At 37.5% G+C, this 15,027-nt stretch carries 12 protein-coding genes; 6 read left to right on the top strand and 6 right to left on the bottom strand.

Annotation, left to right across the window (positions count from 1 at the left end; translation table 11 throughout):
• Positions 1-50 precede the first annotated feature (50 nt).
• Positions 51-1,205 carry a homogentisate 1,2-dioxygenase gene (locus G525_RS0107655; RefSeq protein WP_027125638.1) on the bottom strand — a complete coding sequence of 385 codons (1,155 nt, stop codon included), beginning with the start codon at positions 1,203-1,205 and terminating at the stop codon, positions 51-53.
• Positions 1,206-1,940: 735 nt separating this feature from the next.
• Between G525_RS0107655 and G525_RS22510 the strand changes: the two genes are divergently transcribed.
• The gene (locus tag G525_RS22510; protein ID WP_211222920.1) at positions 1,941-2,117 is read left to right on the top strand and encodes a hypothetical protein; all 177 of its coding nucleotides are present in this window, start codon (positions 1,941-1,943) and stop codon (positions 2,115-2,117) included.
• 151 nt (positions 2,118-2,268) lie between these two features.
• Positions 2,269-2,643 (top strand): hypothetical protein, encoded by a 375-nt coding sequence (locus G525_RS0107650; protein ID WP_027125637.1) that lies wholly within the window; start codon positions 2,269-2,271, stop codon positions 2,641-2,643.
• Between the two features lie 183 nt (positions 2,644-2,826).
• Here the strand turns inward: G525_RS0107650 and G525_RS0107645 are convergent, their stop codons facing one another.
• Entirely contained in the window at positions 2,827-5,073 is a 2,247-nt protein-coding gene (locus G525_RS0107645; protein WP_027125636.1) for a patatin-like phospholipase family protein, read from the bottom strand.
• A gap of 127 nt (positions 5,074-5,200) precedes the next feature.
• Entirely contained in the window at positions 5,201-6,991 is a 1,791-nt protein-coding gene (gene uvrC, locus G525_RS0107640; RefSeq protein ID WP_027125635.1) for an excinuclease ABC subunit UvrC, read from the bottom strand.
• Positions 6,992-7,217: 226 nt separating this feature from the next.
• Here uvrC and G525_RS0107635 point away from each other — a divergent pair, with 226 nt between their 5' ends.
• From G525_RS0107635 to G525_RS0107620, 4 genes are all read left to right on the top strand, one after another.
• Positions 7,218-7,649, top strand: coding sequence for an ATP-dependent zinc protease family protein (locus tag G525_RS0107635; RefSeq protein ID WP_027125634.1), 432 nt, complete (start codon positions 7,218-7,220; stop codon positions 7,647-7,649).
• 63 nt (positions 7,650-7,712) lie between these two features.
• Positions 7,713-8,585, top strand: coding sequence for a 30S ribosomal protein S6--L-glutamate ligase (gene rimK, locus G525_RS0107630; protein WP_027125633.1), 873 nt, complete (start codon positions 7,713-7,715; stop codon positions 8,583-8,585).
• An 8-nt stretch (positions 8,586-8,593) separates the two neighbouring features.
• Positions 8,594-9,568 (top strand): succinylglutamate desuccinylase/aspartoacylase family protein, encoded by a 975-nt coding sequence (locus G525_RS0107625; protein ID WP_027125632.1) that lies wholly within the window; start codon positions 8,594-8,596, stop codon positions 9,566-9,568.
• Positions 9,569-9,586: 18 nt separating this feature from the next.
• Positions 9,587-10,156 (top strand): 5-formyltetrahydrofolate cyclo-ligase, encoded by a 570-nt coding sequence (locus tag G525_RS0107620; RefSeq protein ID WP_027125631.1) that lies wholly within the window; start codon positions 9,587-9,589, stop codon positions 10,154-10,156.
• Here the strand turns inward: G525_RS0107620 and G525_RS0107615 are convergent.
• From G525_RS0107615 to ileS, 3 genes are all read right to left on the bottom strand, one after another.
• Positions 10,153-10,794, bottom strand: coding sequence for a lipoprotein signal peptidase (locus G525_RS0107615; RefSeq protein ID WP_027125630.1), 642 nt, complete (start codon positions 10,792-10,794; stop codon positions 10,153-10,155). The genes G525_RS0107620 and G525_RS0107615 overlap by 4 nt on opposite strands.
• A 251-nt stretch (positions 10,795-11,045) precedes the next feature.
• The gene (locus G525_RS0107610) at positions 11,046-11,429 is read right to left on the bottom strand and encodes a TraR/DksA family transcriptional regulator (protein ID WP_027125629.1); all 384 of its coding nucleotides are present in this window, start codon (positions 11,427-11,429) and stop codon (positions 11,046-11,048) included.
• A gap of 4 nt (positions 11,430-11,433) precedes the next feature.
• Entirely contained in the window at positions 11,434-14,928 is a 3,495-nt protein-coding gene (ileS, locus tag G525_RS0107605; RefSeq protein WP_027125628.1) for an isoleucine--tRNA ligase, read from the bottom strand.
• Between the last annotated feature and the right edge of the window lie 99 nt (positions 14,929-15,027).

Below are 15,027 nucleotides of genomic sequence, written 5' to 3'. Positions count from 1 at the left end.
CACTCTTCTCCGTTTTCTAAACTCCTAATTCTTTGTACCTAACTGTTTATTTAAAGCCACGACTTGAAATAATCTTCATCCGCTATTTTTAGCGCTTCTTCCGTAATTTTTAAAGGCTTAAAAGTATCCACCATTACGGCCAATTCATCGGTTTTTGTTTTTCCGATACTGCGTTCGGCTGCCCCAGGATGTGGCCCGTGCGGAATTCCCGCAGGATGCAATGAAATATGTCCAGCTGCAACATCATTCCGGCTCATAAAATCGCCATCCACATAATACAGCACCTCATCACTGTCAATATTACTGTGATTGTAGGGCGCCGGAATACTTAATGGATGATAATCATACAATCGCGGCACAAAACTGCACACCACAAATGCATCCGTTTCAAAAGTTTGATGCACAGGAGGCGGTTGGTGAATGCGTCCAGTTATCGGTTCAAAATCATGGATTGAAAGCGCATATGGATAATTATACCCATCATAACCTACCACATCAAAGGGATGTGAGGCGTAAATCATTTCAAAAATATCGTCCTGCTTTTTGACTTTGATTAGAAAGTCGCCAGTTTCATTATAGGTTTCCAATTCTTCTGGCTTTCTTATATCGCGTTCGCAATACGGCGAATGTTCCAATAATTGTCCAAACCAGTTTCTGTAACGTTTTGGGGTGTAAATTGGTCGGCGAGACTCGACGATAAACAAACGGTTATCTTCCGTGTCAAACTCTATTTTGTAAATGATTCCTCTAGGCACTACTAAATAATCACCGTACTTAAAATCGAGATTTCCTAAATGGGTCCTTAATTTTCCTGTGCCCTTATGGATGAAAATCAATTCATCCGCATCGGTATTTTTATAAAAATAATCTTTAGTGGATTGCTTTGGCGCTGCTAAAATAATGCTACAGTCTGCGTTTGTAAGTATCGTTTTTCGGCTATCCAAATAATCATTTTCTGGCTTCACCTCAAATCCGCGCAGTCGGTACGACTGAATATGGTTGGCCTTGGCAATCTTTGGCGCCACATTATATTGCTTTTGAATGGCTTTAACCTGTGTTGGACGCTGCTCGTGATAGGAGTTGGTGTACATCCCATCAAAACCTATGGTACCAAACAATTGTTCAGAATACAGCGTTCCATCCGGTTTGCGGAACTGGGTATGCTTTTTAGGAGGGATTTTCCCGAGGTTATGATAGAATGGCATTTTTCAAGTTTTGAGTTATAAGTTAATCATTTTAACATTCAAAGTTCAATGTTTAGAATTCAAGATTATACTTCGATTTCTCCCGATAACTATCGGGATTCTGCTTCCAACAATCGGATGGCCAGACAATATTATATAAACAATGATGATTTATTGCGCAAACCAACTACAGTTATAAAGATACGAAATTGTTGAGATTCCTGCCTTTGCCGGAATGAAATAAAGCGTGCCTATTCTGGATTCCTTTTAATAAGGAATTGAAGATGAAGAAGTAAACCGATCCAGAAATGTGTGGTCATGTTACAAATATAGAGAAAACAATTTGATAATATATTTAATTATTTTCTTTGGAGACACTCACAACAAAATGTTAAATACCAACCACAAAAATCACTTTGAATTACGGATAAACCGTACTTTCAATCTTTACAAAGCATTGCATGACACAAAACCATAAGAAACTTATTAACAATGGGTTAATTGAAAAAAATGTAAGAAAATTTTGGATTTATCGTTTTTTTTATATACGTGTTTGATATGTTGATGATGGTTTTTGACGTAATTACAAAGTCACTTCTTAGCCATTAAAGACAAACTGGATTGATCCAAAAACCAGCTGGTTTATTTTTTAAGACTTTGTAGATTATTGACTTTGTAGAACACGACTTTGTAATTTTTAAAACTTTGTAAAAAACAAGTTATTCATTAGAAAATCAATTATATCATACGGTGAGTTTGAACTATCACAAGTTCAGTCTATTTAAAAACCTGAACCTTCACCTCAATACCAATTTCAATAAAAAGGTCGAACATTTTAAGAATGTCACCCAATTACAAGGCAGTGAACAATACAGCACACCTGTTTTCTTTGATTTGCCAGAACATAGTTGGAGCGTTAACGGTGCGATTTAAAAAGAATCAACAAGGTTCGTTACAAATTGCGAAGCAACTTTAACTATAATGACTTTTACCAAATTTTAAACGAAGAGACCCATCTCAATAGTTTCTCAATAGTTCAAAATCCGTTTCCTCAACAGTCAGCGCGGAGACCTTCTTTAAAAAATTGCCAAATATAGAAATTGGCTATAAAAAAGATTTCAATGTTTACCGCTCGTCCAACGTCATCAGCAATTTTGAAAATGATGGCTTTTTTGCCATTCTACAATATGATTTCTTAAGAGATTTCATCTTTAAGGCAGATTATGCCTTTGATAGCTATAACAACAAAAGCAACAACACCAAAAATAATTTTGACTCGGCAAATGCTTCCTTATTTTATCAATTGGAGGATAGTCCGTGGGGCTTTGAAATCAACGCTACAAATTTATTTGATATGCGATTTAAGCAACAGAATTCATTCAATAGTTTTTTGATCAGTGACAGTAAAACGTTTATAATGCCGAGAATAATAATGTTCAAAGTAGTTTATAAGCTCTAAAAAAATCACATTCACCTGTCCTTCTGAGCGCAGTCGAAGGGCTGGATTGGCCAAAACATGGTTTAAGATTATAAAATTGGTCGACTGCAATCACCCTGACATTGGGGATATCTATGGATAGCATAAATTCAAACCTAAGATTTCTGCCTCTCTGGCTGCCGACGTGCCAGGCGCAGGAATGTGTTAAAACCAAAACCCTAAATTAAAAAACCACATACTCTTTTTTCGTTCTGGAGAATAGGTATATTTCACTTCTAAAGGCCCCAAAAATGTTTCAAGACCATAGCCCAAGGCATACCCAGAATAATCTGGCCATGAAAACCAAGACCCCGATTCGAAAATACCGTAGCCAATATTGGAGTAATTGGCCGCAATGGTGACGTGGTGCTTTTTAAACAGCTCATAATCCATACTCAAAACACCTTTTACGAAACTGTCTCCGGTAAGGGAGACGTAGTCATACCCATAAAAGGAACTGAAATTATTAATAAAGTTATTTCCATAACCACCCAAAGCAAAATCAAGCGACTGCGTATTGGTATCGCCAATTTTAAAGCCGCCTTGGGTAAAAATGTTCGCTGATAATTTGTTGGTAATTCCAAATGCATAACCTATATCGGCCTTAGCAATTGAGAACTCATTAAAATCTTCATTGAAATGTGAGGCATGAAAATAGAGATGAAAGTCGCCGCTAAAATAAACCCCATCTTTTGGATAGTATTTATTATCATAGGTATCAAATCTCAGTGTCCCAAAAACACTTAAATAATCTGTATTCTCAAAAAATCGTTGTTCATCTTGGGCATTGGAAATAACCGTTTCCGATTTTATTTTCAAACGCTTATGCTCGCCCCCCACACTAAAGGCAAAGTCTTTTCTAAACAATGTTTGCAGATAAAACTGATTTGTTTGGTCTTGAAGTTCAATATCTATCTTGTTCAATCCTTCTAAAGATTGTTCATAGTCACTCAAGAATAATTTCGGGTTGACATTTCTACTAAATTGGTTAAATCGTGAGCGCAAACCTATACTCCAATAAAAGCCCTTGTCAATATAATACTCAAAATTATAGCGTACTTGATCTCCCAAAATCAGGTCTAAAGACACCACGTCATCATCTAACAAGGCGCGTTTTTTAGTGAAATTTACCAACGCAGCGCTTTTATACAGATCGTCGTAATGCAGGCCAAATTTTAAAAAACTCGTGATATTACTTTCTTTGACTGTGGCCACTAAATCAAACGTATCCGGCCGATTGGTCTTTTCAAATTCATAATAAAACGTGGTAAAATTATTGGTGGCCACTAAATTATTGACTCCACGGTTAAAATCGGCATAACTCACTTTGGCATTTTCAATAAGTTTCAACTTTCCCAATATATAAGCACGGGTGTATCGGTCATTTCCATGAATAATAACTTCATTAATGGTAATGCTGTCTTTGGAAACGAGATCTAACGCTACTTCTCTTGAGGTCTTATATTTTGGAAGTTGATTTAGCTCGGCAACTTCAACAAGCGCCGCTTTTTCACCACTTTCAATAATCTTTTTACCCTCACTAAATGATACCACCGTATAATCTGTAATATCGGGCTTAATGTAAATATCAGTGTTTTCTGCTTTCTCGATCATATCACTAATAGTCTTATAATTGTTGATCTGAAGCAAAATTGATGGCGCAGAATTTAGGTCTTTTCTTGTGGCCAATCCATCTTGGACGTCCACTCCAATAATTACGTTCATTCCTTTAGCCTTAAGCTCATCGATGGGATAATTATTGATAACACCGCCATCAATAAGCACTTGATCATTGATGATAACAGGCTGAAATAATGAAGGAAACGCACCACTGGCCGTCACTGCCTGGGCTAAATTTCCCTTATCCAAAAGAATAGCCTTCCCTGTTTCTACGTTGGTCGCCACGCAAAAAAATGGAATGGGCAACTTGGCAAAATCAGGCACATCAGTCACATGTAGGGTGAGTTTTGATAGTAAGTTAAATACATTTTGTCCTCTCGACAAGGCCGACGGCAGATTCACCTTAAAATTGGTAAAAGGCAAAGTCACGGCATATTTCTCTGAATTGTCACGCTCATAAAAGGTTTTTGCCGCCCTTGGCAGATTGTCGCTTATGACATCGTCAAAATTGAGAGCTCTAAAAATGGAATCGAGCTGTTTTCCAGAATATCCAGAAGCATACAAGGAACCTACAATCGCGCCCATGCTCGTGCCTGCAATATAGTCAATCTTTATATTGAGGCTGTCAATAACTTTTAACACACCAATATGAGCAAAACCCTTAGCGCCACCGCCACTCAACACCAATCCTACTTTGACTGGACTTTCGTACTTTCTAGGAATGGTATCCTGGCCGTTCATGGCTAAAGAGATGAACAGGGTAAGTACAACTATGGAAATGTTTTTTTTCATTAAGTGTTTTTTCTTTCGTAAATGCTTTAAGTCCCGTGCGGAATCCATGTGGAATTAAAGTTTTTCAGCTTGGTTTTAATAAACTGTTTTAAATAAATTTTGGTAAGGATCTTATGGAATTTGAAATCTACTTTTTATAAAAATCAATGATCTTTTGAGCTCTTGAAGCACCAATAACAGATTCTAAATCCTCTTTACTGGCCTTACTAATTCGGTTTACCGTTTTAAAATGGGTCATCAAATCGATTATGGATTGCTCCCCAATTCCCGGAATCAGCTCCAACTCAGTAGTTAAGGCGCCTTTGCTACGTCTATTACGATGATGTTCTATTCCAAAACGATGCGCTTCATTACGCAGTTGTTGGATGATTTTTAAAGTTTCACTTTTTTTATCTAAATATAATGGAATTGGATCATCCGGATAGAATAATTCTTCCAAACGCTTCGCAATTCCGATAATCGCAATTTTCCCTCTTAAATTTAAAAGATCTAAACTTTTTAAGGCAGATGACAATTGCCCTTTTCCACCATCAATAATAATAAGTTGCGGTAAGGGTTGCTCTTCCTCCACCAAACGTTTGTAACGCCTATATACCACTTCTTCCATTGAAGCAAAATCATCAGGGCCGTCCACCGTTTTAATGTTGAAATGACGGTAATCCTTTTTACTCGGTTTTCCATTTTTAAACACGACACAAGCTGCCACCGGATTGGTCCCTTGAATGTTGGAATTATCAAAACATTCAATATGGCGTGGTTCTTCGCTAAGTCGCAAATCAGTCTTCATTTGAGCCATAACTCTATTGACGTGGCGGTCAGGATCTATAATTTTGACTTGTTTAAAACGTTCCATGCGGTAATATTTTGCGTTGCGTTCTGACAGGTCAAGAATGCGTTTCTTGTCGCCCAATTTAGGAATGCTTACTTTAATATCCTCACCCAAATCCACTTCAAAAGGCACGTAGACTTCTTTGCTCATAGAATGGAAACGCTGTCTTATTTCAATAATTGCCAGCGATAACAACGTATGATCGGTTTCGTCCAGTTTCTTTTTGATTTCTAAAGTATGGGAACGAATGATAGAGCCGTATGACAGTTGTAAAAAATTCACATACCCGTAACCCTCATCAGAAACTATTGAAAACACGTCAACGTTGCTAATTTTAGGATTGACAACCGTAGATTTGGCCTGGTAATTTTCAAGAATATCAATTTTCTCCTTGATGCGTTGTGCCTCTTCAAACTCCATTATCTCCGCATGCGCTTTCATTTGCTGTTTGAATTGCACTAAAGATTCTCTAAAATTACCTTTTAAAATTTCCCTAATTGCCGTGATGTCCTTTTGGTAATCTTCTTCAGATTGATACCCTTCACAAGGTCCTTTACAATTTCCCAAATGATATTCCAAACACACTTTAAATTTTCCGGTATGTATTTTGTCTTCCGCTAAATCATAATTGCAGGTCCTTAGCATATAAACCCCTTTCACCAAATCTAAGAGTGTTTTTACCGTTTTCATACTAGTATAAGGTCCAAAATACTCAGATCCATCCTTAATCACCCGACGCGTAGAAAACACCCGCGGGAAACGTTCTTTTTTAATGCAAATCCATGGGTAGGATTTATCATCTTTTAATAAAACGTTATAGCGCGGTTGGTATTTCTTGATCAGATTGTTCTCAAGAAGTAAGGCATCAGTCTCCGTTTCAACAACAATATGCTTGATGGAGGCAATTTTTTTGACCAATACCTTGGTCTTGCCATAATCATGATTTTTGGTAAAATAGGAGCTGACCCGTTTTTTTAAATCTTTGGCTTTGCCCACATACAATATCTTATCATTTGCATCAAAATATTGATACACGCCAGGTTGATTGGGCAATGTTTGCAATTGTATTTCTAAAGTAGGCTTACTCATGGTTCAAAGATACTACAACTTGAAAACAATTCTATCCTACGAAATTTAAGAATTTTTATCAATTTGTTTAAAGATCAAACTTGACCAGCACCATCCTAAAAATTCTCACAAACCATGATAATTCCAATGCTCTGTTTAACTTCTGAAATTTAAAGCGTGCCATTTAGAAACTATAATAAAAAGAATGTTTTTTTATTACCTTGCGACCCAATTGTAATTGACACACATGTCTAAGAAAATTATTGGCCGAATTGATAAAGCCGATTTCCCAGCGCTTGATTTATTTGATATTGATATTAAAATAGACACTGGTGCTTATACCTCATCCATCCATTGCCATAAGGTTATGGTTGACAATGACGAATTGGTGTGTTTGTTTTATGACAAAGGCCATCCGCATTACAACGGAAAGGAATTTCGATTTAAAGACTATACCATTGCCAAAGTCAAAAGTAGCAATGGCATTGTACAATTACGATATAAAGTTAAAACCACAATTGTTTTATTTGACAAAACGTATCGCATTTCACTTACCTTAAGCACTCGAGAAGACATGAAGTTTCCCGTTTTGATAGGCCGGAAATTCCTAACTAAAAAATTTATTGTGGATGTCTCCCATAAAAACGTATCTTATAACAACAAATCAAATAAGTCTTAATTAAGTACTTTTACACTATCACATTAAATCTTATCCACTAAAAATCTAAGCAAAACGAGCTCAATGAACATTATTATTCTATCCAGAAACCCTCATTTATATTCTACGCAACGTCTAGTAGAAGCGGCAAAACAGCGCAAACACACTTGTGAAGTCATTGACCCTTTAAAATGTGATATTATTATTGAAAAGAAAAATCCGGCCATTTTATATAAAGGCCGTATTTTAGAAAATGTAGATGCCATCATTCCTCGTATTGGAGCATCAGTTACCTTTTATGGTACTGCGGTAGTTAGACAATTTGAAATGATGAAAGTGTTTTCTGTAGTGGAATCCCAAGCTTTGGTAAGATCAAGGGACAAATTGAGAAGCCTTCAGGTGCTATCTCGTGCAGGATTAGGTATGCCAAAAACAGTATTTTCCAATTATACTAAAGATGCCGCTGAAGTTATTGCCTCTGTGGGTGGTGCACCATTGGTCATTAAACTATTGGAAGGCACTCAAGGTTTGGGGGTTGTTTTAGCAGAAACCAACAATGCAGCAGAATCTGTAATTGAAGCTTTTCATGGCTTGCAAGCCCGAGTTATTATACAAGAATTTATTAAGGAAGCCAAAGGTGCAGATATTAGAGCCTTTATCGTGGACGGAAATATTGTAGGTGCCATGAAACGCCAAGGTAAAGAAGGAGAGTTCAGATCTAATTTACATAGAGGCGGTAGTGCAGAGATTATTCAGCTTACTGACGAAGAAGAAAACGCCGCATTAAAAGCCGCAAAAGCACTCGGATTAGGAGTTTGTGGGGTGGATATGTTACAGTCTTCACGAGGTCCATTGATTCTAGAGGTTAACTCCTCGCCTGGGCTTGAAGGTATTGAAGCAGCCACAAAAAAAGACATTGCGAAAAGCATCATAAGATATATCGAAAGAAACGTTTAAGGGTATTTATGCTGAAAGAAAACAAAAATAGGATCACCATTTTAGGGGAAGAAATTCCATTGGGCGCATCGCGGGAAATCAATTTTAATATTGCAAAACTCCATACGGCTACCAAAATAGAAATTCCCATTATCATTGAACGGTCCAAAATTCCGGGACCAACTATTTTATTTTCTGCAGGCATCCATGGGGATGAAATTAACGGTGTTGATATTGTTAGGCAACTTATTGCCAGACGCATTAACCGTCCAAAACGGGGCACCATAATATGCATGCCCATTTTGAACATTTTTGGATTTTTAAATAGCAAACGGGCATTTCCCGATGGACGTGACCTAAACCGGGTGTTTCCAGGATCGTCCAATGGTTCTCTGGCAAGCAGGGTGGCACACAGGCTCATGCATGAAATAATTCCTGATGTGGATCTAATAATTGATTTTCACACAGGTGGCGCTAGCAGATTTAATGCAGCCCAAATAAGAATCGTCAAAAATCATCCGGAGTTGGATGAATTGGCGCGGATTTTTGGAGCGCCCTTCGCCCTCTACTCCAACCATATTGCTAAATCTTTCAGAAATGCCTGTTTTCATTTAGGGAAACCCATTTTGCTTTATGAAGGTGGAAAATCTTTTTATGTTGACAATAATATCTCAAAAGTTGGTGTGGAAGGTGTGAAGCGGATTTTGGCACACTATGATATGCTACATCATCGTATCAAAGCTTCGCCACCAAAAATGGCCACTGTTTTTGTAGAGGAAAGCAAATGGATCAGAGCCAAACAATCAGGAATGTTCAAAGCGGCCGTAACTGTAAATACAAAGGTCAATGTTGATGATGTCTTGGGACAGATTACGGACCCTTATGGCAAAGTGTACCATGAAGTAAAATCGACTTTGGAAGGTTATGTCATCAATGTGAATGAAGCCTCATTAGTTTATCAAGGTGATGCGCTCTTTCATATAACGAAAGTGGTTTCAAATTAAACGGTCTGAATAGTCGCCATGAATAAAACAGAACTTAGACGTCTTTACAAACAAAAACGACAGGAACTATCGTCAGAAACAATTGAAAATGAAAGCTTGGCCATTTCCAATCAATTGTTACAACTTCCTATTTGGAAGCATTCGTTTTATCATATCTTCCTGAGCATCACTGAACACAAAGAAATCAACACAGATTATATTCTCAATATTTTATCGGGGAAGGACAAAAATACCGTCATTTCAAAAACTGATTTTAAAAACTTAAGCATGATCCACTACCTTTTACTGGATAATACGGTTATTAAAAAGAATGCTTGGAATATTCCTGAACCCGTTGACGGTATAGAAATCAATGCACAAAAAATAGATGTGGTTTTTGTGCCGCTTTTGGCCTTTGATAAACGCGGGCATCGTGTGGGTTACGGCAAGGGTTTTTATGATAAATTCCTATCAGAATGCAAGCCTGAAACCTTAAAAATAGGGCTCTCTTTATTTGAAGCGGAAGACACAATTGAAGACGTTCATGAAAGTGATGTGTTGCTCAACTATTGTGTAACGCCTAATAAGATTTATAGTTTTTCAACCTAAACAGTTTCTTCAACAACTTCTTCATCTTGATGGAATGCCTTTTTATTGAAAACAATCAACATACCAATACCTGTACTGATGGCCATGTCTGCCACATTAAATACAGGCTCAAAAAAGGTAAAATAATCACCCCCAAAAAACGGGATCCAACTAGGCAAAACGCCTTGCCAGATTGGAAAATGGAGCATATCTACAACCTTTCCATGAAACAGGGTATCATAACCTACTTCTGGTAAAAAGGTAGCCACCTGGCTATGGCTATCACTAAAGACAACACCATAAAATACGGAATCAATAATGTTACCCAAGGCTCCCGAAAAGATCAAGGCAATAGCCACTATAAGAATTTTAGGTCCATTTTTCTTTACTGAACTTACTAACCAATATCCAATGCCCATCACTGCGACAATACGAAAAATTGTTAAGGCCAATTTTGCAGTCCGATCCGATATTCCAGTAATAAAATCGCTCAACTTTGTGCCCCAGGCCATCCCGTCATTTTCTACAAATAAAATTTGGAACCATTCAAAAACCTCAATTCTGTCATGTAATGCAAATTGGGTTTTTATGTAAAATTTACTGACTTGGTCAATCAATAAAATTACGATGATTAAAAGGGTAGCATTTTTTAGGGACATAATAGTTTCCACGAAAGTGGAACATTTTTAATGATGGTCTTTATTGATATTCTTGTAATTTGAAATGTGATATTCAAATTCTACAAAACGTGTAAAAATAATATTATTATTGAAATTCTTAGGTTTATGAGACATTGGTTTCAACAAAAAAACACTTCCAACTGGAAGTGTTTCTATTATTGCATAGCAATCTCAACCAATGTTATAGAGATGCGCTTGGCTCAATCTTCGATTTCCCGTTAATGGGAAGGTTACTGTTGCATGTTTTTAGCTTCAATACTCAAGGTAGCATGAGGGACAAGTTTCAAACGTTCCTTACCAATTAATTCCCCCGTTACCCTACATACGCCGTAAGTCTTATTTTCAATTCGGATCAAGGCATTCTTGAGGTCACGAATGAATTTTTCTTGACGGATTGCCAATTGGGAATTTGCTTCCTTACTCATCGTTTCACTGCCCTCTTCAAAAGCCTTAAACGTAGGAGACGTATCGTCTGTACCATTATTAAGGTCGTTCATATAAGCACTTTTGATAAGATCTAAATCACGTATTGCTTTTTGTATTTTATCTTGAATCAATTCCTTGAATTCTGCTAAGTCTTTATCAGAATATCTAATGTTTGTATCTTCAGCCATAATTTTAAAATTTTTTAATAAACAATTTGGTATTTACATCATCAAAAGCTACTTCTATACCTTCATTTAAGTGTTCCAAAATTTCCAACTTTTCGGTTAAGGTTTCGGTTTTTATGTAATCTAGGTTTTTGTTTATTGCGTTAATAATATGTTCATCCCTTTGAAAGTGTACTTCAATGCGATCAGTAAGCTCATAACCCGAATCCTTTCTTAAATTTTGGATGCGGTTTACCAATTCTCTTGCTATACCTTCCTTTTTTAATTCTTCAGTAATGGTGACATCTAAAGCAACCGTTAATGCTCCGGAACTTGCCACGAGCCAACCCTCAATGTCTTGTGAGGTAATCTCTACATCTGAGAGTTCCAAAGTAATACTTTTTCCATTAACTTCCACGTCTAATGTGCCGTTTTGTTCTATTGCATTAATATCGGTAGCGATTAAGCCTCCAATTACTTGGGCTACAGCTTTCATATCTTGACCAAAACGCGGTCCGAGCACCTTAAAGTTGGGTTTTATCTGTTTTATTAAAATATCAGAAGCATCTTCCATCACTTCTATTTCCTTAACATTTACCTCAGACTTTATTAAATCGGCCACAGCTAAAATCTCGTTTTTCTGAGTTTCAGACGAAATTGGAATCATTATTTTTTGAAGAGGTTGGCGCACCTTAATTTTTTCTTTAGCTCTTAGCGATAATACTAAGGAAGAGATGCTTTGTGCTGCTTCCATTTTACGTTCTAACTCCTTATCAACATAAGCCTCATCATACACAGGAAAATCAGACAAATGCACACTTTCAAAATTTTCCTTTTTAGTTACTGCATTTAAATCGAGATACAATCGGTCCATGTAAAACGGTGCAATTGGCGCTCCCAATTTCGCAATGGTCAACATACAAGTGTACAGGGTTTGATAGGCGGAGATTTTATCTTGCTGATAATCGCCTTTCCAAAAACGCCTTCTGCTTAATCGCACATACCAATTACTTAAATGGTCCTGTGTAAAATCAGAAATAGCACGCGCGGCCCTCGTAGGCTCGTAATCGGCATAATAATCATCCACTTTTTGAATCAAAGTATGCAATTCTGATAAGATCCATCGGTCAATCTCCGGACGATTTTCCAAAGGCATTTCTGCTTCAGAATACTTAAAATTATCTAAATTGGTGTATAATGTAAAGAAGGAATAGGTATTATATAAGGTACCGAAGAATTTTCGTTTCACTTCTTCAATACCCTCTAAATCAAATTTTAAGTTATCCCACGGATTGGCGTTCGCAATCATATACCAACGTGTGGCATCTGCGCCATAAACATCTAATGTTGTAAATGGATCAACGGCATTTCCTAAACGTTTAGACATTTTTTGTCCGTTCTTGTCCAATACTAAGCCGTTAGAAACCACATTTTTATACGCTACCGAATCAAAGACCATGGTCGCAATAGCGTGCAACGTGTAAAACCATCCACGGGTCTGGTCAACACCTTCGGCGATGAAATCGGCAGGAAAAGCCTGTTTCTTATCTATGAGATTGGTATTCTCAAACGGATAATGCCATTGTGCATAAGGCATAGAACCAGAATCAAACCACACATCAATCAAATCTGCCTCACGCATCATGGGTTGACCTGTAGGCGATACCAACACAATCTCATCAACAATATTTTTGTGCAGATCAATTTTGGCGTAATTCTCTTCGGATTGGTTGCCAACTTCGAAGTCTTCAAAAATATCCTTCGCCAAAACACCCGCTTGTACAGCCTTTTGCATCTCAGTTTTCAACTCTTCAACAGATCCTATGCAGATTTCCTCCTTGCCATCTTCGGATCTCCAAATTGGCAATGGAATACCCCAATAACGTGAACGTGATAAATTCCAATCGTTAGCATTGGCCAACCAATTCCCAAAACGACCTGTTCCGGTAGATTTTGGTTTCCAATTGATGGTTTCATTCAGTTCAAACATTCTGTCCTTGACATCCGTAACTTTTATGAACCAAGAATCTAATGGATAATACAGAATTGGTTTGTCCGTACGCCAGCAATTTGGGTAACTGTGTTTATATTTTTCGACCTTAAAGGCCTTGTTTTCATTTTTTAATTTGAGCGCCAAACGTTCATCAACACTCAAATACTCTTTAAGATTAGAAATTACAGATGTCAAACGCTCTTTCTGCTTTTCGTATTCAGAAACCAATTCGACATCGTCAAGATATTCTGATTTGACATACTCTCCAGCAAAACCGTAAAGCTCATCCTTTACCTCTTTTCTAAATCGGCCTTGTAAATCCACAAGCGGCACCAAGTTACCATGCTCATCCTTCACCAACATTGGCGGGATTTCAGGAACTGCTTGTTTGGCCACCAAGGCATCATCCGCACCAAACGTTGGCGCTGTATGGACAATTCCGGTACCATCCACTGTTGTCACAAAATCACCTGAAATAACTCTAAATGCATTTTCAGGATGATCGTTTGGAAGGGCATAGGGCAATAATTGTTCGTAGGTAATGCCCACTAAATCTTTTCCTTTAAATTCTTTAACGATGAAATACGGAATCTTTCCTGCCTTGCCGGCAGACAGGTTATCGCCAGATTTATATTCCAATAATTCTGACTTAGCCTCAACCCTTTTGAACTTGCCATCAAATTGATTGTTGACCAAAGGTTTTGCAAGAATAACATTAAGCGGCTCAAAAGTGTATTGGTTATAAGTTTCCACCAATACATAATCAATTTTTGGCCCCACCGTCAAGGCCGTATTACTCGGCAACGTCCATGGTGTGGTCGTCCATGCTAAAAAGTAAATATCACCTTCATTTTGTAAGAAATCTGGAAGCGAATCTGCATTGGCCTTAAACTGTGCCACCGCAGTTGTATCTGTCACATCCTGATACGTACCCGGCTGATTGAGCTCATGAGAACTTAAACCAGTTCCTGCTTTAGGGGAATACGGCTGAATGGTGTAACCTTTGTAAATAAGTTGCTTGTCATAGATTTGCTTTAGCAACCACCAAACGCTTTCCATATATTTTGGCTCATAGGTAATGTATGGATTGTCCATATCTACCCAATAGCCCATTTTCTCCGTAAGATCATTCCAAACATCTGTATAACGCATGACTGCTTTACGACAGGCAGCGTTATAATCCTCCACAGAAATGGTTTTTCCGATATCTTCCTTAGTAATCCCAAGCTCCTTTTCTACACCAAGTTCAATAGGTAAACCATGGGTATCCCAACCTGCTTTACGCTTTACCTGAAACCCTTTCATAGTTTTATAACGTGGAAAAATATCCTTTATGGCACGTGCCAATACGTGATGCACCCCCGGCAATCCGTTTGCAGAAGGTGGCCCCTCAAAAAACACAAATGGTGGGTGGCCTTCTCTCGTGGTAACGCTTTTATCAAAAATGTCATTTTCTTTCCAATAATTGCCGATTTCCTGTGCAACTTTTGGCAAGTCAAGTCCTTTATATTCAGTGAATTTACTGCTCATTATTTCCTTAATTCTTATCGAAGTGCGAAATTAATGATTTTTGATAAATTAGAAGACCAAAATTAACTAAAATGAGGACTCGAGAATTTGTGGATGAAA

Source organism: Gelidibacter mesophilus DSM 14095 (assembly GCF_000423005.1).
Lineage (GTDB): Bacteria > Bacteroidota > Bacteroidia > Flavobacteriales > Flavobacteriaceae > Gelidibacter > Gelidibacter mesophilus.
Note: the sequence above shows the minus strand (reverse complement) of the source record. Positions and strands in the feature narration are given on the sequence as shown.